This window comes from Nonomuraea mesophila (assembly GCF_004352805.1).
Lineage (GTDB): Bacteria > Actinomycetota > Actinomycetes > Streptosporangiales > Streptosporangiaceae > Nonomuraea > Nonomuraea longispora.
Map to the genome: position 1 here is coordinate 1 of NZ_SMLD01000088.1, position 17,606 is coordinate 17,606.

At 69.8% G+C, this 17,606-nt stretch carries 16 protein-coding genes and 2 pseudogenes; 8 read left to right on the forward strand and 10 right to left on the reverse strand.

The window, feature by feature from the left end; all coding sequences use genetic code 11:
* Positions 1 to 89: 89 nt before the first annotated feature.
* From E1295_RS28410 to E1295_RS28440, 7 genes and pseudogenes are all read right to left on the reverse strand, one after another.
* Positions 90 to 512 carry a YybH family protein gene (locus tag E1295_RS28410; RefSeq protein ID WP_246080443.1) on the reverse strand — a complete coding sequence of 141 codons (423 nt, stop codon included), beginning with the start codon at positions 510 to 512 and terminating at the stop codon, positions 90 to 92.
* A 28-nt stretch (positions 513 to 540) separates the two neighbouring features.
* Positions 541 to 978 (reverse strand): multicopper oxidase domain-containing protein, encoded by a 438-nt coding sequence (locus E1295_RS51165; RefSeq protein WP_342775913.1) that lies wholly within the window; start codon positions 976 to 978, stop codon positions 541 to 543.
* Positions 979 to 1,465: 487 nt separating this feature from the next.
* A pseudogene (locus E1295_RS52560) lies at positions 1,466 to 1,861 on the reverse strand (multicopper oxidase domain-containing protein); the annotation flags it as partial.
* Positions 1,854 to 2,096 (reverse strand): hypothetical protein, encoded by a 243-nt coding sequence (locus E1295_RS28420; RefSeq protein WP_132634468.1) that lies wholly within the window; start codon positions 2,094 to 2,096, stop codon positions 1,854 to 1,856. The gene E1295_RS28420 and the pseudogene E1295_RS52560, both read right to left, overlap by 8 nt.
* A 276-nt stretch (positions 2,097 to 2,372) precedes the next feature.
* Positions 2,373 to 3,266 (reverse strand): RNA polymerase sigma factor SigJ, encoded by an 894-nt coding sequence (sigJ, locus tag E1295_RS28425; protein ID WP_132634470.1) that lies wholly within the window; start codon positions 3,264 to 3,266, stop codon positions 2,373 to 2,375.
* The gene (locus E1295_RS28430) at positions 3,263 to 4,432 is read right to left on the reverse strand and encodes an NAD(P)/FAD-dependent oxidoreductase (RefSeq protein ID WP_132634472.1); all 1,170 of its coding nucleotides are present in this window, start codon (positions 4,430 to 4,432) and stop codon (positions 3,263 to 3,265) included. The genes sigJ and E1295_RS28430 overlap by 4 nt, the downstream gene beginning before the upstream one ends.
* Positions 4,433 to 4,868: 436 nt before the next feature.
* Positions 4,869 to 6,866, reverse strand: coding sequence for a beta-galactosidase (locus E1295_RS28440; protein WP_132634476.1), 1,998 nt, complete (start codon positions 6,864 to 6,866; stop codon positions 4,869 to 4,871).
* Positions 6,867 to 7,044: 178 nt separating this feature from the next.
* On the opposite strand from E1295_RS28440, the gene E1295_RS28445 reads away from it, so the two are divergent.
* From E1295_RS28445 to E1295_RS28465, 5 genes and pseudogenes are all read left to right on the forward strand, one after another.
* The gene (locus tag E1295_RS28445) at positions 7,045 to 8,373 is read left to right on the forward strand and encodes an ABC transporter substrate-binding protein (RefSeq protein ID WP_132634478.1); all 1,329 of its coding nucleotides are present in this window, start codon (positions 7,045 to 7,047) and stop codon (positions 8,371 to 8,373) included.
* Positions 8,370 to 9,254 (forward strand): carbohydrate ABC transporter permease, encoded by an 885-nt coding sequence (locus E1295_RS28450; RefSeq protein ID WP_132634480.1) that lies wholly within the window; start codon positions 8,370 to 8,372, stop codon positions 9,252 to 9,254. Before E1295_RS28445 ends, E1295_RS28450 begins: the two co-directional genes overlap by 4 nt.
* The gene (locus tag E1295_RS28455; RefSeq protein WP_132634482.1) at positions 9,254 to 10,138 is read left to right on the forward strand and encodes a carbohydrate ABC transporter permease; all 885 of its coding nucleotides are present in this window, start codon (positions 9,254 to 9,256) and stop codon (positions 10,136 to 10,138) included. The genes E1295_RS28450 and E1295_RS28455 overlap by 1 nt, the downstream gene beginning before the upstream one ends.
* Positions 10,135 to 11,130 carry a LacI family DNA-binding transcriptional regulator gene (locus E1295_RS28460; protein ID WP_220448930.1) on the forward strand — a complete coding sequence of 332 codons (996 nt, stop codon included), beginning with the start codon at positions 10,135 to 10,137 and terminating at the stop codon, positions 11,128 to 11,130. The genes E1295_RS28455 and E1295_RS28460 overlap by 4 nt, the downstream gene beginning before the upstream one ends.
* Before the next feature lie 198 nt (positions 11,131 to 11,328).
* Positions 11,329 to 12,080: pseudogene (locus tag E1295_RS28465) on the forward strand (SAM-dependent methyltransferase).
* A gap of 4 nt (positions 12,081 to 12,084) precedes the next feature.
* Here the strand turns inward: E1295_RS28465 and E1295_RS28470 are convergent.
* Positions 12,085 to 12,546, reverse strand: a complete 462-nt coding sequence (locus E1295_RS28470; protein ID WP_132634484.1) for an NUDIX hydrolase — start codon at positions 12,544 to 12,546, stop codon at positions 12,085 to 12,087.
* Between the two features lie 766 nt (positions 12,547 to 13,312).
* Between E1295_RS28470 and E1295_RS28475 the strand changes: the two genes are divergently transcribed.
* The gene (locus E1295_RS28475; protein ID WP_132634486.1) at positions 13,313 to 13,663 is read left to right on the forward strand and encodes a hypothetical protein; all 351 of its coding nucleotides are present in this window, start codon (positions 13,313 to 13,315) and stop codon (positions 13,661 to 13,663) included.
* On the opposite strand, the gene E1295_RS28480 is transcribed toward E1295_RS28475, so the two are convergent.
* Positions 13,645 to 14,022, reverse strand: coding sequence for a YchJ family protein (locus E1295_RS28480; protein ID WP_132634488.1), 378 nt, complete (start codon positions 14,020 to 14,022; stop codon positions 13,645 to 13,647). The genes E1295_RS28475 and E1295_RS28480 overlap by 19 nt on opposite strands.
* Before the next feature lie 111 nt (positions 14,023 to 14,133).
* Entirely contained in the window at positions 14,134 to 14,985 is an 852-nt protein-coding gene (locus E1295_RS28485) for an NAD-dependent protein deacetylase (RefSeq protein WP_132634490.1), read from the reverse strand.
* Positions 14,986 to 15,193: 208 nt separating this feature from the next.
* Here E1295_RS28485 and E1295_RS28490 point away from each other — a divergent pair, with 208 nt between their 5' ends.
* The gene (locus E1295_RS28490; RefSeq protein WP_132634492.1) at positions 15,194 to 16,330 is read left to right on the forward strand and encodes a PP2C family protein-serine/threonine phosphatase; all 1,137 of its coding nucleotides are present in this window, start codon (positions 15,194 to 15,196) and stop codon (positions 16,328 to 16,330) included.
* A gap of 59 nt (positions 16,331 to 16,389) precedes the next feature.
* Positions 16,390 to 17,553: a pyridoxal phosphate-dependent aminotransferase gene (locus E1295_RS28495; protein ID WP_220448931.1), complete on the forward strand. Its 1,164-nt coding sequence runs from the start codon at positions 16,390 to 16,392 to the stop codon at positions 17,551 to 17,553.
* Positions 17,554 to 17,606 lie beyond the last annotated feature (53 nt).

The following is a 17,606-nucleotide window of genomic DNA, read 5'->3' on the forward strand; positions in this document are numbered from 1 at the left end:
GCCGAGGAGGGGCAGGGGCCGGGCGGGGTGGCGGGCAAGCGGGTGGCGCAGTCAGACCCGATGGGAGGTGCTCACCGACATCATCTCTGTCAGGGTTCGAGGTCGGTCACTCCCTTGCCGCTCGTGATGTCGAACGGAACGGAGACCTGGTCGTGCGTGATCAGCCAGGTGCCGGCGATTTCTCGGAAGCAGTATGTGCCTCGGACCCACATTCCGTCCGTCGAGGTCCCGCCTTTCAAGGTGCCGGCGAGTCGGAGGAAGCAATGCCCGAACGCCACGCCTTCGCCCAGCGTGAGCTTCAGGTCGCGAACCTCATAGGTCACTTCCTCGAAGGCCGCGAACGCGTTCGCCCAGTTCTTCAGCTTCGCGTCTATCCCTACATGCTGGAGTGGCGGTTCGATGTCGAAGGAGACGATGTCCGTGGCGTAGAGCTGCTTCAAGCCCGCGATATCTTTGTTTCGGACGCCTTCGGCCAGCTTGTCGATGTGATTTCTGAGTTCGGTTTCGCGCACTTGTCCAGTTCCCTTCATTCGTTGTGGGTCAGATGACCTCAAGGTTGGCCATCATTCCCATGTCCTCGTGTTCGGCGTTGTGGCAGTGGAAGAGGTGGCGGCCGCGGTAGCCGTCGAAGCGAGTGATGATCTCGGCTCCTTCGCCTGGCCGTAGCGAGATGGTGTCCTTGAGACCCGCATCGTGGGGCAGCGGGGCCTTGCCGCCGCGTGAGAGCACCCGGAAGCCGACCAGGTGCAGGTGGACGGGGTGGTGAACGTCGGCGATCAGCCGCCAGACCTCGATGTCGCCGAGGCGGGTGGTGACGTCGGCGCGGGCGGGGTCGAACGCCTTCCCGCCGATGAGCCAGCCGTGACGTCCGTTCGTCCGGCCGACGCGGAAGGAGAGGTCGCGAGTGCGGTTCGCGCCCAGCCGGTTGATGAGGCGGACGCGGCCGCCGACCGGGATCTGCGCGAAGTCGATGATCAGGTCGTGGCGCCCCCTCGACCTCGTGGATGGGCCAGGGCGCGCCGTTCACGAGGATCACGTCACCCAGGACGCCGCCGGGATAGGCCTCGCGGACACCCGGCCGTTTCCGTAGCGTGCCGTCGAGCGCGGGGTAGGTGAGCTCGCCGTGGTCGTCGAACGCCCGGTCGGTGATCACCAGTGGCAGCTCGCGCGGGCCGGAGGGCAGGCCGAGCGCCTCCTCTGCGGCGTCGCGGATGATGTGCAGCCCGGCCAGGCCCCGCCAGATCGCCGGGGCGGTGAAGTCCATCCGGTGGTCGTGGTACCACAGCAGCGCCGGCCGCTGGTCCATCGGGAAGGTGTAGTTCCGCGTCAGCCTGGACGTCACAGCCCGCGGATCACTCATCCCGGCCATCCCCGCCATGCCGTGCGTCATGTGCGCGGGTTCCTGCCAGCCCTGGGGAATGACCAGGTCGGTGGGGTAACCGTCGGAGGCGGCCGGGGTGTGTCCGCCGTGCAGGTGCACTACGGTCGGCACGGGCAGCTCGTTGCGATGCGTCACGTTCACCGGACGGCCGCGGCGCGCTTCGATGGTCGGTCCCGGAGACGTTCCACCGTAGGTCCACGCTGACGTCCTGACGCCGGGCAGGATCTCCAGGCTCGCCTCGCGCTGGATGATCTCGTACCGGTCCACACCCCCCGGCGTGCTGACCGGCTTGGCCACCGCGGGGACCGGCAGCGGCACCTGGAAGGCTGGCGGCAGCGGCACGCCGCTGCGCAGCTGTTCACCGGTTTCCGGCGGGCGCCGGGACAGTTTGGCCGAGGTCACGAGCCCGGTCACCGCCATCGCTGCGAGCGTCCCGCCGACGCCCAGCACCCGGCGCCTGGTCACGTCCCGCTCAGACATCGCCGACCTCCGTCTCCCCCGCGTTCCGCGCCTTCGCCTGCCGCGGGAGCGGCCGCCGCCACACCGCGATGAACTGCACGACAAGCCCGGCGACAGTCGCAACGCCCAGCGGGAGGTGCAGCCACAACGCCCCCGCCATCCCGGCGGAGTACTGCACTGTCTCGGCCACCACCACGGTCAGCGTCACCAGGAACGGCTGGACCTGGCGCAGCCGGGCCCAGACCACGATCGCCACGCGCCCGGAACACCCACCGAACCGGCCTCGTCGGCTGCACGGCAGCAGACCAGGTCGGCTCGGCCGGACGAGATCTGTCAGTCCCGATGACCATCAGTCCCCCTCACCTGCGGTGGAAGCCCTCGCACGCCGGCGGCCGCGATGGACCGCCGCTGCCAGGGAAGCTTGGAAGTTGTCATCCATGGGGCCTTGCTCGGTAGCGATGAACAAGGACCTGCGGGAAGATCCGGCTCGCCATCCCCGGCCGTTCCCACGACCCCGTAACCGGCTCGGCTTCTACCGGCTGATCTGGCGTGGTGTCGCCAATGCGAGGAGTTTGTCCGGATTGCGGATGGCGTAGAACTGGGTGATCTTCTCGTCGACGACGTCGGCCAGGAAGACACTCTCCAGGTGGTCGCCGATGTAGGCGACAAGCGCGGTCGTGTTGTTGCAGTTCACCACCTCGATCCGCGAGTCCGGCAACCGCCCCACGTGGAACAGTTCCAGGACGTACGCGGCCACCTTCTCCGCGCCCACCACCGGCTGGCGCGCCGCGCGCGCCTTGCCACCGTGGTCGGCGGTCCAGGAGACGTCCGGCGCGAGCAGCGAGAGCAGCCCCTCCACGTCGCCCGTGGTCGCCGCGGCCATGAACCGCTCGGTGATCCGCGCGGTCCTGGCCGGACCCGCGGGCTCCAAGCGCCTGCGCCGCGCTCGCACGTGTTCACGGGCACGGTGCGCCACCTGGCGCACCGTCACCACCGATTTGCCCACCGCTTCCGCGATGTCGTCGTAGCCGAAGTCGAACACCTCGCGCAGGACGAACACCGCGCGCTCGTCGGGAGTGAGCGTTTCGAGCACCACCAGCATCGCCATCGACACCGACTCGGTGAGCACCACATCCGCCGATGCGTCGTCCTGGTCGAGCAGCAGCGGCTCCGGGAGCCACACACCGACGTAGTCCTCGCGGCGGCGCGCGCCGGCCCGCAATGCGTTGAGTGCCTGACGGGTCACCAGCCGCGCAAGGTACGACTTGGTGACACGGACCGTCGCCAGGTCCACCTTCGCCCACCGCAGATAGCTGTCCTGCAGCACGTCGTCGGATTCGGTCACCGAACCGAGGATCTCGTAGACGATCGTGAACAGCAGTGGCCGCAGTGCGGTGAACCGCTCGGCATGCTCGTCGGTGGTCATCGGGCCGCCACCACCTGCGCGAACCGCGGTCCCGGCTTGTCCCACACGACGATCCCCGGGTTGCGGCCTTCCATGCCGATGCCCGTCACCGCCTTGCGGCACAGCTCCTCCTTCATCTCCGCGCCGTCCTGCCCGTCGAAGTAGGTGTCCAAGGGAGTGTCATCCGCGCGGACGAGCTGCTTGATACCGGCATGCCGCCCCAGGCTGATACACACCGCCTTGAAGCCCATGTCGATCACCGCCGGCGCGGTTGCCGCGATGCGGCTCAGCACGGCGTCGGCGGCCTGCACTCCGAGCGGTATCGCGGACTGGCAGCTCATCCGCAGCGGCTGCCCCGACGGCGAACCGGCGTCACCCGCCGCGACGATCCGGTCGTCATCAACGCTCAGTAGCGTCTCGTCGGTCAGCAGCCGACCCAGCTCGTCCACGCGCAACCCGCTGGCGGCGGCCAAGCCCGGCACGCCGAAACCGGCCGTCCAGATGGTGAGCGCGCTCTGCCGTATCGCTCCATCGGTGAAGACGACCGCGTCCTGCCGGACCTCAGCCACCACGCTGCCCTCCAGCACGGTGACACCGTTCTCGGACAGCCACGTCGCGACGGATCGGCGGACAGGAGCGCTGAGGGTGGGGGCCAGGGTTCTCCCGGCGACCAGAGTGACCTTGCGCCCATGTTCGGCGAGCTCCGCGGCGGTCTCGATGCCGGTCAGCCCGCCGCCGACCACGGTGATCGCGGCCTCGGCCGGCAGCTCCGCCAGCCTGGCGCGCAGCTGCTGGGCAAACTCGAGCTCGGCGATGGAGCAGGCGAATGCGGCCGCGCCCGGCACGGAGGAGGGGATCGCGCCGGTGCTGCCGACCGCGTAGATGACGTAGTCGTAATCCAGCGCGCGGCCCGACGCCAGCTCCACCGTGCGGGAAGCGGTGTCGATACGAGTGGCCTTGTCGACCACCAACTCGATGCCGTCGCCGAGCAGCGTGCCGTAGTCGACCGAGGCGTCGTAGTTGCCGGCCACGAACTGATGCAGCCGGATCCGTTCGACGAACTGCGGGCGGGAATTGACCAGCGTGATGTCGACGTCGTCGCGCAGCCGGAGGTGGTTGGCCGCGGCCGTTCCCGCGTACCCGCCGCCGATGACCACGACCTTGTGGGATGTGGTGTGTTCGCTCATGCTCTCTGGACACCGGGGATCGCGGCGACGTGACATGAGGTGGCGCACATCACACACTGATCCCTTCTTCGCCGGCAGCAGTTCCTTGTTGCCCACCGCCCAGGTCGCCTCGATCGGACGCAATGGGGTGTGCTGCCCGCTGCCGGGGCCCATCCGGAACGCTGAAGGGCGTGAACGCCGGGAACGCCACGGCCACTGTCGCCCGAGGTGATGGCCAGTTCATGCGGAGCCGGCGCTGCCGCGACGTCGCCCCAGCGCGCGCCGGCCCCGACCAGGACGCGGCGCGCACACACCGACCCCCGCCCCCATCGGCACGAATTCCCGCTCGCGTACCCGCACCCACACCGGCCTCAGCCGGCGTGCGCGGGCCGGACGGAGGGCTGGACGATGGGCTGCGCCGCGGCGGCGACCAGCAGCAGTGCGGTGAGCAACCGTTTCATCGCATCTCCCTAGAGGTTTCCGCGACGACGGTGACCGCGCCGGGCGCGACGGTGACCGCGCCGTCGTGCCGTACGCCGTCGAACACGCTGACGCCGCTCACCCCCTCGACCGTCACGGGCTCGTCGCCGTGGTTGATCAGGAAGACGTGGCCGCCCCTGCGCACCCGTTCGAGGGTCTCGGGCAGGCCGCGCGGCCGGGACACGTCCGCGTGGTCGAGCACCTGCGCGAGCAGGCCGCGCAGGCCGGCGACGGGTGCCGTGGCGAGGTACCAGGCGGTGCCGGCGCCGAGGTCGTGGCGGGTGAAGGCGGGGTGTCCCGCGTCGGGCCCGACGGCGAAGGAGCGCACGGTGAGCGCGCCGGCCGGGCGGACCCGCTCCGACCAGACGCGGGCGGTGAGGCCCGCGGGGCCGTCCAGCTCGACCGTCTCGTGCTCGCGCAGCGGGTGGAACTCCTCGATGGACAGGCCGAGCAGCTCGCGCAGCGCTCCGGGATAGGCGCCCGGGTGGAGGGTGTCGTGCTGGTCCACTATGCCGGAGAAGTACGACACGAGCAGGTTGCCGCCCGCTTCGACGTACCGGTGGAGGTTCTTGGCGGAGGCCTCGGTGAGGAGGTACGAGCTGGGTGCGATCACCAGCCGATACCCCGAAATATCGGCGGAAGGGTGGACGAAGTCCACCGTGACGTGCTCCCGCCACAACGCCTCGTAGAAGGCGTCCATCCGCTCACGGAACGTCAGGTCCACCGACGGCCGCCAGTCCAGCTCCAGCGCCCAGTACGACTCCCAGTCCCAGACGATCGCCACCTCGGCCCGCACCCGGCCGCCCCTGACGCCGGCCAGCGCGCGCAGGTCGGCGCCCAGCCGCACCACCTCGCGCCACTGCTCGGAGTCGGTCCCCGCGTGCGGGACCAGGCCCGAGTGGAACTTCTCCGCCCCGAACCGCGAGGCCCGCCACTGGAAGAACAGCACGCTGTCCGAGCCCCTGGCGACGTGCACGAGGCTGTTGCGGCGCAGCTCACCCGGCCGTTTGGCGAGGTTGCGCGGCTGCCAGTTGACCGCGCCCGCCGAGTGCTCCATGAGCATCCACGGCGCCCCGCCGGCGACCGAGCGGGCCAGGTCGGCGGACATCGCCAGGTCGATGTGGTTGTCGGGCAGCTCGGCCTTCAGGTAGTGGTCGTTGGCGATCACGTCGACCTCGCGGGCCCAGCGCCACAGGTCGGTGGACTTGCAGTTGACCGTGCCGGCGAAGTTGGTGGTCACCGGGATGCCCGGGGTGAGCTCGCGCAGGATGTCGCGCTGGAGCGCGTAGTGCTCGCGGTGCTGGCCGTCGCTGAAGCGGGCGTAGTCGAGCCGCTGGGCGGGGTTGAGCACCGTGTGGTTGGCGCGCGGGGCGTCGATCTCGGACCAGTCGGTGTAGGTCTGTCCCCAGAACGTGGTGCCCCAGGCCTCGTTCAACGCCGTGAGGTCGCGGTACGTCCGGCGGAGCCAGCCTCGCCAGGCCGCCACGCTGTGCTCGCAGTAACACTCGCCCAGGGGGGCGCCGTACTCGTTGTGCACGTGCCACATGACCACTGCGGGATGGCCGCGGTAGTGCTCGCCCAGCGCGCGCACCAGGCGCGCGGTCGCCTCGCGGAAGGCCGGGGCGCTGGAGCAGGCGCTCTGCCTGCCGCCGAACCCGATCCGCGTCCCCTCCCTGGTCACCGGGAGCACGTCGGGGTGCCGGGCGACGAACCAGGCGGGCGGCGCGGCGGTGGGCGTGGCCAGGTCGACCGCGACGCCGGCCTCGCGCAGCCGGTCGACGACCTCGTCCAGCCAGCCGAACGTGTAGCGCCCCTCCTCGGGCTCCATCAGCGCCCACGAGAACATGCCCAGGCTGACCAGGTTGACCCCGGCCTCGCGCATCAGGGCGACGTCCTCGTCGAGGACCTCGCGCGGCCACTGCTCTGGGTTGTAGTCCCCGCCAAAGGCGATACCGGCAGGACGCTCCGGATACATCCATCCCCCTCGAAATCCTTCTGTGAACGTGCACAGTAGGCCACGCCACCGAACATAGGAACTGTCCCCTCGCAAATTCCTGCAAACGCGGAAGGTTAACGAGAGCGTAACAACCCCTTGACGGGCTTTTCCGCACTCATCCAGTCTGTGCACGTTCACAGAATGTCTGGAGGTACGCATGCGCGCCAACCGCCTTGGAGCAGCCCTGGCCGTCGCACTCTCGGTGACCTGCATGTCGGGCGCCCTCGTGAGCTGCGGGTCCGGTGAGCCCGCCGGGAGCCCCGAGGCGGCGCCGGGAACGGCCGCCCCCCGGGGGCCCGTCACGCTCACGTACTGGGCCTGGGCCCCCAACATGGACAAGATCGTCAAGGTCTGGAACGACGCCAACCCCGACATCCAGGTGACGGTCAGCAAGCAGGCCGGCGGCGACGACGCGGCGGCGAAATACCTCACGGCCTCCAAGGCCGGCAACCCGCCCGACCTGGTCCAGGCGGAGTATCAGCACCTGCCGTCGTTCATCGCCGCCGACGCCGTGGCCGATCTCAAGGCCGAGACCGCCCCGATCAAGGGCGAGTTCTCCGACGGCCTGTGGAACCTCGTCACCCTCGGCACCGACGCGGTCTACGGCGTACCCCAGGACAGCGGCCCGATGATGCTCTTCTACCGCAAGGACCTGTTCGACGAGTACGGCATCGAGGTCCCGGAGACCTGGCAGGACTACGCCGAGGCGGCCCGCACGGTGCGCAAGAAGGACCCCAAGGCGTATCTGGGCACGTTCTCCAGCAAGGATCCGGGAGCGTTCACAGGCCTCGCCCAGCAGGCCGGGGCGCAGTGGTGGTCGATCAGCGGCGAGTCGTGGAAGGTCGCCGTCGCCGACGAGCCCACCAGGAAGGTCGCCGACTACTGGGGCGGGCTCGTCAAGGAGGGCGCCATCGACGACATGCCGTACTTCACCCCCGAATGGAACAAGGCGCTCAACGACGGCAAGCTGCTGACCTGGCCGTCGGCCGTGTGGGCACCCGGCGTGTTGTCGAGCAACGCGCCCAAGGCCAAGGGCAAGTGGGCCGTCGCGCCGCTCCCCCAGTGGAACGCCGGCGAGAGCTTCAGCGGCTTCTGGGGCGGCTCGTCCACCGCCGTGTCGGCCAGGACGCCGCACAAGGCGGCCGCCGCGAAGTTCGCCACGTGGCTCAACACCGACCAGCAGGCCATCGACCTGCTCGTCAAGGAGGCCGCGATCTACCCGGCCGTGACCAAGGCGCAGTCGGCGCTCGGTGAGGCGCCCGACTACTTCTCCAACCAGCCCGACTTCTGGCAGCAGGCCGCCACCGTGTCCGCGGGCGCGCGCGGCTTCACCTTCGGGCCGAACGTCGGCGTGACGTACAACGCCTTCAAGGACGGCTTCGACAAGGCGCTGCAGGACGGCACGCCGTTCTCCGCGGCCGTGCGGGCCATGCAGGACGCCACGGTCGCCGACATGCGCAAGTCCGGCTTTCAGATCACGTCATGAAGCGGCCGGGAAGGGGGGCGTGGCCGTACCTGTTCCTGACCCCCGCCATCGTGTTGTTCACGCTCTTCCTCGCGGTGCCCATCGCCTACACCGTTCACCTGGCGATGCGCAGGACCAAGGTGTCCGGGCTTGGGCTCGGCAAGGGCGCGCGCCGCGAGGTCTTCGCCGGGTTCGACAACTTCGCCGCCGCCCTGGCCGACGCCGAGTTGTGGCAGGGCTGGCTGCGGGTGCTCGGCTACGGCACGCTGGTGCTGGTCGTGATGCTCGGCCTGGCGCTGCTGTTCGCCCTGCTGCTGGACTCGGCGCGGGTGCGGCTGGCCCGCTTCTCCCGGATCGCGATCTTCCTGCCGTACGCGGTGCCGGGGGTGGCGGCCACCCTGCTGTGGGGGTTCCTCTACCTGCCCTCGCTCAGCCCGCTCAAGGCCGTCCTCGACGTCGACTACCTGGGCGCGACCACCGTCACGTACTCCATGGCGAACGTGGCGGTGTGGGGCGGGGTCGGCTTCAACATGCTGGTGCTCTACACCGCGCTCCGGGCGATCCCCCGCGACCTGTACGAGGCCGCCCGCCTCGACGGCGCCTCCGAGGTGCAGATCGCGCTCCGGGTCAAGATCCCGATGCTGACCCCGGCGATCGTCCTCACCACCGTGTTCTCGATCATCGCGACCATCCAGGTCTTCACCGAGCCCACCGCGCTCCGGCCGCTGACCAACACGATCAGCTCGACGTGGAGCCCGCTCATGAAGGTCTACCGCGACGCCTTCGTCACCGGCGACCTGTACTCGGCCGCCGCCACCTCGATCGTCATCGCGGCGATCTCTCTCGTCCTGTCGTTCGGGTTCCTGCGCGTGGTCCGCGACCGCGCCTTCAGGGAGGGCTGATGGCCGGGGTCACCGCCGCCACCGCACACCGCCGCCGCGTGCACGGCGCGTCCGCGGGCAGGCCATGGGGGCCGGCGCCCACGGCGCTGCTCCTCCTCGGCGCGATCTACTGCCTGTTCCCCGTGTTCTGGGTGCTGATCGCGGCCACCAAGTCGCCCGGCGAGCTGTTCAGCACCTCGACGCTCGCGTTCGGCACCGGCTTCTTCGACAACGTCGCGGAGTTGTTCGCCTACCGCGACGGGGTGTTCTGGCTCTGGGCGGCCAACACGGTCATCTACGCGGGCGGCGGCGCGCTGCTGTCGACCGCGGTCTCGGCGATCTCGGGGTACACGCTGGCGAAATACCGTTTCCCCGGCCGCAACGCGATCTTCAACCTGCTCATCGGGGGCATCCTTGTGCCCGCCGTGGTGCTGGCGATCCCGCAGTACCTGCTGTTCTCCGAGATCGGCCTGGCCGACAGCCACTGGGCCGTGCTGCTGCCGCAGATCCTGCACCCGTACGGCATCTATCTGGCCCGCGTCTACGCGGCGGCGGCCATTCCCGACTCGCTGCTGGAGGCGGGGCGGATCGACGGGGCGGGCGAGTGGCACCTCATGGCGCGGGTGGCGCTGCCGCTGATGGGGCCGGGCATGGTGACGATCTTCCTGTTCCAGTTCGTGGCCATCTGGAACAACTTCCTGCTGCCGTTCATCATGCTCGGCGACGACCAGAAGTTCCCGCTCACGGTCGGTCTCTTCACGCTGCTGCAGGCCGGGGCGAACCAGCCGGCCCTCTACAACCTGATCCTCACGGGCGCGCTGCTGTCGATCGTGCCGTTGATCGCGCTGTTCCTCACGATGCAGCGATACTGGAAGACCGACCTGTCCTCCGGAGCCGTCAAGTGAAACGCCCCACGATCCACGATGTCGCCGCCGCCGCGGGCGTGTCCCGCGGCACGGTGTCCCGCCTGCTCAACGGCGACAAATACGTCAGCCCGGCGGCGCGGGTGGCCATCGAGAGGGCGATCTCCGAGACCGGCTACGTCGTCAACCGGGCCGCCCGCAGCCTGGTCACCCAGCGCACCGGATCCGTCGTGATGGTGCTCTCCGAGCCATACGAGAAGCTGTTCGAGGACCCCAACTACAGCACGCTCATCAGGGTCGCGATCAAGATGCTGGCCGAGCGCGACCTGTCACTGGTCATGATGCTGGCGGGCGACGCGGCCGAGCGGGAGCGGGTGGTGCGCTACGTGCGCGGCGGCCACGCCGACGGCGTGCTCCTGGTCTCGACGCACGCGGGCGACCCCCTCGTGGAGGCGCTCGGCTCCGGGCCGCCCGCCGTCTCGTTCGGCGCCGTCATCGGCCACGAGAACGTCATCCCGTACGCGGCCGCCGACGAACGGCTCGGGGCCCGCCAGATGACCGAGTACTTCGTCGCCCAGGGGCGCAGGCGCATCGCCATGATCACCGGCCCGATGGACACGCCGGGCGGCATCCAGCGGCTGGAGGGCTTCGCCGAGGTGCTGGGGCGCAAGGCCACCTCGAAGCTGATCGCGCACGGCGACTGGACCCAGGCCAGCGGCGAGCGGGCGATGGCCGAGCTGCTGGAGCGCACGCCCGACCTCGACGCCGTCTTCGTGGCCTCCGACCTGATGGCGGCGGGCGCGCTGGCGGCGTTGCGGGCGGCCGGGCGCAGCGTGCCGGGCGACGTCGCGGTGGGCGGGTTCGACGACTCCTCGGTGGCCGTCACCACGCATCCGCCGCTGACCACGATCCGTCAGCCGCTGACCGAAATGGCCCAGGAGACCGTCCGCCTGCTGCTGGCGCTCATCGACGGGGCGGGCGACCCGGAGCCGGTGATACTCCCGACCGAACTCGTGATCCGCGAGTCCGCCTGACCCGTCCTGACAGGAATCTTGACCGACCTTTACCCATATCGGCGAAAAGCCGTAAATATCGACAGTTCAGCAGTATGATCGCGCCAGTCGTCTTCGCGACGTTGCCCTAAGGAGCCGACGATGGCCGACAGCGAGCAGGCGCGCCCGCCGCGGGACGTGGACACCACCAGGCCCAGCGTCTCCCGCGTCTACGACTACATGCTCGGCGGCAAGGACAACTACGAGTCCGACCGCGTGCTGGCCCGGCTCGCGCTCGAGATCGCCCCGGACGCGCCGCAGGCGGCATGGGCCAACAGGGAGTTCCTGAGACGGGTCGTCCGCCATCTCGCGGCGGAGGCCGGCATCCGCCAGTTCCTCGACATCGGCTCGGGCCTGCCCACGCAGGGCAACGTGCACGAGATCGCCCAGGCCTCCGCACCGGGTACGCGGGTCGTCTACGTCGACAACGACCCCATCGTCCTCGTCCACGGCCGCGCCCTGCTCGCCGTCGACGACACCACCACCGTCGTCGAGGCCGACCTGCGCGAGCCCGAGATGATCCTCGACCACCACGAGGTCAGGAAGCACATCGACTTCGGCGAGCCGGTGGGGCTGCTGATGTTCGCCATCCTGCACCACCTGACGGACGCCGCGAACCCGGCCGGCATCGTCGCCAGGATGCTCTCCCGCCTGCCGCCGGCAGTCACCTGGCCGTCTCCCACTTCTGCAACCCCGGCCAGGCGCACCCGGAGGTGTCCAGGCAGGCGTACGAGGCGGAGAAGATCTTCAACGCGCACCTGGGCACCGGGCGATGGCGTACCCGCGAGGAGATCCTCACCTTCTTCGACGGGCTCGACCTGCTGGAGCCAGGGCTCGTGCCCCTGCCCGCATGGCGGCCGGACCCCGGCGACCAGGCCGAGCTCGGCATCACGTACCACACCTTCGTCGGAGCGGTGGCCCGCAAACCCTGACGGTTCAGTCGATCACGGGAAGACGCCGGCCGGCGGCCAGCGCGTCCCGGAGCACCGGCACGTCAGGGGCGAACAGCGGCTCGGGCAGGGCGCCGGGGGCGCACCAGCGCAGCTCGGCGGCTTCCCCGTCGCCGCTTCCCGTCCTGGCCAGGGCCGTGCCCAGGAAGACGGCTCCGACGAAATGCCGCAGCGAACCGCTGGGATAGCGGTGGACCTGCGTCGCCGGGTCACTGTAGACGCCGAGCAGGCCGTCGATGCGGGCCTCCCACCCGGTCTCCTCCCTGCACTCGCGGAGCGCGGCCTCGCTCCACGACTCCCCCGGCTCCAGACCGCCGCCGGGGATGCCCCAGGTGGCGTCCTCCGCACGCCGCAGCAGCAGGATGCGACCGCCGGAATCGCGCAGCACGACGCCGGCGGTGGCTCTGACGGTGAGTCCGGTCAGCTCACCGGGCTCCGTGGTACCCATGCGGGAAATCCTTCGCGTCGGGGTGAGACGTCCACGGGTGCTGAGCCCAGGACGAGATCAACGTCCGACTGTACCGGCGCGAACGCACGCCACCCCCACCCCCGAAGGCCGCCCATCCCGCAGAAAAGGACACCCAGCCGCAACCGCCCCCGCCCTCTGACCACTTTCGCGCCCCGAGGATGCCAGGCTTGCGGACGGCAGACCGCACCCAAGAGGACCTACCCCTACATGTTGACGATCTGCAACCTGTTCGACTCGGAGGGTTCTATTGCGAGGCGAGATTGAGCCTTGCAAATTTGTGTACGAATCAGCACCGAGCGCGGCGGGTCGCCACTTTCGAACATGTTCATTACCACTTCCCTGCACATCTGAACCAGAATATCGCTGCCACTGAGGCGGGCGTTACAAGTTAGCCGCCTTGCGTTGATACGTTTCTTCTCATATTGCTAGGCGATCTTGACAAAAAGGTGAAGATTGTTAGCCATTTCAGACGCACATCGACGGGAAGGTGACTGTGAGAAATTCAGCAGCAAGACGAGAGGCAGTCGGCCGCCGAGCCGGCGTCTAGCATGCGCAACGGCGCTCACGATGGCGGCATCGCTGCTGGTAGCGGGCGCGTCGAGTACCGCCCAACGCAGGACCTCGAGGACTGCAAGGATGGGGTGCTCTCAGAGTTTGCGCGAATTCGGGATGCAGGTCCGATCTCTTCGGGTGGAACTATCTTACGAAGGGACTCGCCTTCGAGGCCGGAGGCGTCCTGCGATGGGTGTATCCGGGCATGATGCGAGATGCCGTTTTCAACGTCAAAGAATGGAGCGGATACGTATCGGTCAAGAAGACCGGATCGTTCGGCAAGAGCAAGATCGACAAGTACGTTCTCAACAACCTTCGACTGAAGATCGAAACCAGCCTGACATTCAGCTCCTTGCTTGGATCACCTTCCATCAGCTGGCCTCCGGGCGTGGGTGTATCCGGGGGCAGTGACACTGGAACTCTTTCCTTCGATGCGGAACATGGACCTGGTAACCAGGGCCTGCGGCGCCTGTCCGGACATGAGAGCGTGGTCGACGCCTTGGCCGTGGCCACGTTCGTGACCGTTCACAGAGCGCCCGCGTAGACCCAGCGGCCGTCCAGGCGGACGAACCTGCTGTGTTCCTCCTGCTCCCCCGCCCGCCCACGCTCGACGTAGTGGGCGCGGAAGCGTACGGTGCCCTCGGTGTGCACGACGCTGCCGCCGGCGCTCTCCAGCACCTCCAGCCGCACCCACCGCACCTTCCTGTCGAGCCCGAGGCGGGCCGGGCGGGTGGAGGGATGCCAGGTGCGCAGCAGATACGCCTCGTCGCCCGTCGCGAACGCGCTGAACCTCGACCGCATGAGCTGCTCGGCGGTGGCGGCGGCCGCCTCGCCCCGGTGGAACCTGCCGCAGCAGTCCTGGTAGGGGGTGGGCAGGCCGCAGGGGCAGGAACGAGGAGCCATGCGCTCCATTGTGCCGCCCGCGTGCCCTCGCCGAGCCGCCCCGCAGCCTCCGTGCCGCCCGCGTGCCCTCGCCGAGCCCGCCGTCCCGCAGCGTCCGCGCCCGTCGCGCCACTAACCCGCCCGAGCGGCCTTCCCGAGTCGCGCGGCGAGACCGGACAGTGTCGGGCCCAGCGGGGCGTCCACGGTGAGGGCCGCGTCGGCGTCGCCGCCGGTCGGCCCCTGGTTGACGATGGCGATCGGGAGGCCGAGCGCGGCGGCCTTGGTGACGAACCGCAGCCCCGACCGGACCTTCAGGGACGAACCGAGCACGAGCAGCGCCCGCGCCCCCGCCACCAGTCCGAAACATTCGTCGACCCGGGGCCGGGGCACGTTCTCGCCGAAGAAGATCACGTCGGGCTTGAGCAGCCCGCCGCACCCCCAGCAGTCGACCACCTGGAACCCGGCCACCTGCGCGTCGGTGAGCACGGCGTCGCCGTCGGGGTTGATGGCGCCGGAGGCGGCCCACCCGGCGTTGGCCTCACGCAGCCGGCGTTCCAGTTCGGCACGGGGAGTGCGCTCCCGGCACGACAGGCAGACGACCCGGTCGAGGCCGCCGTGCAGCTCGATCACCCGCCGCGCGCCCGCCGCCTGGTGCAGGCCGTCGACGTTCTGGGTGACGATGCCGACCAGCAGGCCGCGCCGCTCCAGCTCGGCCACGGCCAGGTGCCCGGCGTTGGGCCGCGCGTCGCCGATCTGCCGCCAGCCGACGTGGCTGCGCGCCCAGTAGCGCCGCCGCGCCTCCGCGCTGCCGACGAACTTCTGGTACGTCATCGGCTCGGCGCGGCGCGAGCGGCCCGTCGGCCCCCGGTAGTCGGGGATGCCCGACTCCGTGGACAGGCCGGCGCCGCTGAGCACCGCCACCCCACCCTGGGCGACCAGTCCGGTCAGCTCCACGAGCTTCGTGGTCGTCGTCACACGATCCATGGTGCCCGACACCGCGGTGTGCGTCGCCCGCCGGGTCGGCCGGCGCCCGCGTACGCCTGCCGCTCGATCCGCGCGGGACGGGCATGGCGCCGGAACGTGACGATCCGGACACGGTAAGCTATGGAGCGCCATCGACGACATCGGGAGACGACAGTGCCTGGCCGTTCCGCGTTCCCTCCCCGCCCCAGGTGTCAGGCGAGGACCGGTCGTGCCGCATGACCCCGGGCGGCCTGGCCGGTTCAGGCTCTCGACGCCGGTGTTCGTGGCGGGCCTGCTGCTCGTCACGGCCGTGGTCGTCGCACTCGACGTCGTCACCCGCACGGCGTTGCGCATCTTTCCGCTGCTGATCTTCCTGCCGGCGATCGTCTCGGGGCTCGGCTCGGTGCGCCAGACGGCCGCCGCCTCCCTCTGGGTGGTGCTGGTGGTGGCGGGCACCACCTACTCGGTAGGAGCGGAGCTGGACGACAAGCTGCTGGCGTTCGCGTTCACGGCGGTGTTCGGGGTGCTGAGCGTGGTCGGGTGCCGCTACCGGGTGCGGCGCGAGGAGGAGGTCGACCGGCTGCGTTCGTCGGCCGCCGCCCTGCAGCGCCTGATCGTGCGCCCGCTGCCGCTGCGCACCGCCGACGTGGAGGTCGACGGCTTCTACCAGCCGGCGACGGAGGACACGCTGGTCGGCGGCGACATGTACGAAGTGGCCGCGACCCGCCACGGCATGCGGGTGCTGATCGCCGACGTGCAGGGCAAAGGCCTGCCGGCGATCGGAACGGCGCTGGTCGTGCTCGGCTCGTTCAGGGAGGCCGCCTACCGCGAGCCCACGCTCACCGGCGTGGTGGACGCCCTGGAGAAGTCGGTGGTCAGGCAGAACACGTTCGCCACCCAGACGGGGGAACGCGAGCGGTTCGTCACCGCGCTGGTGCTCGACGTCGGCCGCGACAGGGAGGTCGAGGCGATCAACTGCGGGCACCTGGCCCCGTACGTCATCCGCGGCGGCGACGCCCGCCAGGTCTCCCTGGGCGAGCCGTCGGTTCCCCTCGGCCTGGCGGCGATGACGGCCGAGCCGCGGGCGGTGGCGCGCTTCGCGTTCCCGCCGGGCACGACGCTGATGGTGTACACGGACGGCGTCACCGAGGCGCGCGACCCCGGCGGCACGTTCTACCCGCTGGGCCGGCGCCTGCGCGCGTGGGCCGCCGACCCGCCGGCCAGGCTCGCCCAGGCGGTGGGCGCGGACCTGCGCACGTTCACCGGCGGAGCGCCGCGCGACGACGTCGCCGTTCTCACCCTCCGCAGAAAGGCACGCGGAACGGCACGGGGGACGGCGGGGGAAACGGCGTCCGCGGGCGGGTGAACCGGCCCGGCGATCGGCGCGTACCTCCACACATCGGACACGTGTTCCATGGAGGTGTCGTGGAGCTCAGCCTCTTGCGGGCACAGGCGCACAGCCCGTCGTACTTCTCCCTCATGCGCGGCTCGGCCGGAGAGCACGCGCCGGTGGACTTCTGCATCCCGTGCAACCCCTATTTCCCGACGCCCGAGATCTTCGAGCACCTCGGGAGGAACCTGGAGACGATCCTCAAGTTCTATCCGAGCGACGCGAACACCATCGCCGAGGAGCTCTGCTCCACCCTCGGCCTGCACCCCAAGACGGTCGCCATGGGCAACGGCTCGACCGAGCTGATCACCTGGATCGACCACCTCCTGGTGCACGAGAGCCTGGCCGTGCCGATCCCCACGTTCGGCCGCTGGACGGACCAGCCGCTGGAGACGGGCAAGCGGGTGGACATGTATCCGCTGCTGGAAAGCCGCAACTTCGCGCTCGACGTGAGCGACTATGTCTCGTTCGTCCGTACGCGCGGCTCGCGGGTGGCGGTGATCTGCAATCCCAACAACCCCGACGGCGGTTACCTGCCCAAGCACGAGGTCCTGCGGCTCCTGGACGAGCTGATCGACCTCGACCTGGTGATCGTGGACGAGTCGTTCGGCGAGTTCGTGGACGCCGAGCCCTACCCTGGCGTGGCCGCCGAGGCCGCGGTCCGGCCGAACGTGATCGTGCTGCGCAGCCTGGGCAAGTCCTTCGGCCTGCACGGCATCCGCTTCGGCTACATGGTCGCCAACCCGGCGCTGGCCGCGCGGGTGCGCGACGCGCTGCCCAAGTGGAACCTCAACTCGTTCGCCGAGGTCGTGGTGTTCATGATGCGGCAGTTCTGGCCGGAATACCAGGAGAGCCTCAAGCGGCTCGGCAACGACAGGCGGGCGATGTTCCAGCAGCTCAGCACCATGCCGGGGCTGTCGGTGTTCGCGTCGCAGGGCAACTTCCTGCTGGTGAAGCTGCCGCCCGGCCACGACGGGGTGCCGCTGCGCGACCACCTGCTCACCGAGCATGGCGTGTACGTCAGGGAGTGCGGCAACAAGCTCGGCACGACCAGCCGGTTCCTGCGCCTGGTGGTGCGGCCGCAGGAGGACGTGCGGCGGCTGCTCATCGGCATGACGCAGTTCCTGTACTCGGGCAGCCTGCACGAGATCCCGGTCATCGGGCTGCACCACCGGCACGTCAACCCGCTGTCCGCCTGAACCCGGCGCCCGCCTCCTGGCGGGCGCGAACGATCGGCCGTCGTTGTAAGCTG

Excerpts from the sequence above, each read along its gene's own strand:
- sigJ (WP_132634470.1), bottom strand. The coding sequence starts at position 3,266 with ATGACCACCGACGAGCATGCCGAGCGGTTCACCGCACTGCGGCCACTG.
- E1295_RS28430 (WP_132634472.1), bottom strand. The coding sequence starts at position 4,432 with ATGAGCGAACACACCACATCCCACAAGGTCGTGGTCATCGGCGGCGGG.
- E1295_RS28440 (WP_132634476.1), bottom strand. The coding sequence starts at position 6,866 with ATGTATCCGGAGCGTCCTGCCGGTATCGCCTTTGGCGGGGACTACAAC.
- E1295_RS28445 (WP_132634478.1), top strand. The coding sequence starts at position 7,045 with ATGCGCGCCAACCGCCTTGGAGCAGCCCTGGCCGTCGCACTCTCGGTG.
- E1295_RS28450 (WP_132634480.1), top strand. The coding sequence starts at position 8,370 with ATGAAGCGGCCGGGAAGGGGGGCGTGGCCGTACCTGTTCCTGACCCCC.
- E1295_RS28455 (WP_132634482.1), top strand. The coding sequence starts at position 9,254 with ATGGCCGGGGTCACCGCCGCCACCGCACACCGCCGCCGCGTGCACGGC.
- E1295_RS28470 (WP_132634484.1), bottom strand. The coding sequence starts at position 12,546 with ATGGGTACCACGGAGCCCGGTGAGCTGACCGGACTCACCGTCAGAGCC.
- E1295_RS28480 (WP_132634488.1), bottom strand. The coding sequence starts at position 14,022 with ATGGCTCCTCGTTCCTGCCCCTGCGGCCTGCCCACCCCCTACCAGGAC.
- E1295_RS28485 (WP_132634490.1), bottom strand. The coding sequence starts at position 14,985 with ATGGATCGTGTGACGACGACCACGAAGCTCGTGGAGCTGACCGGACTG.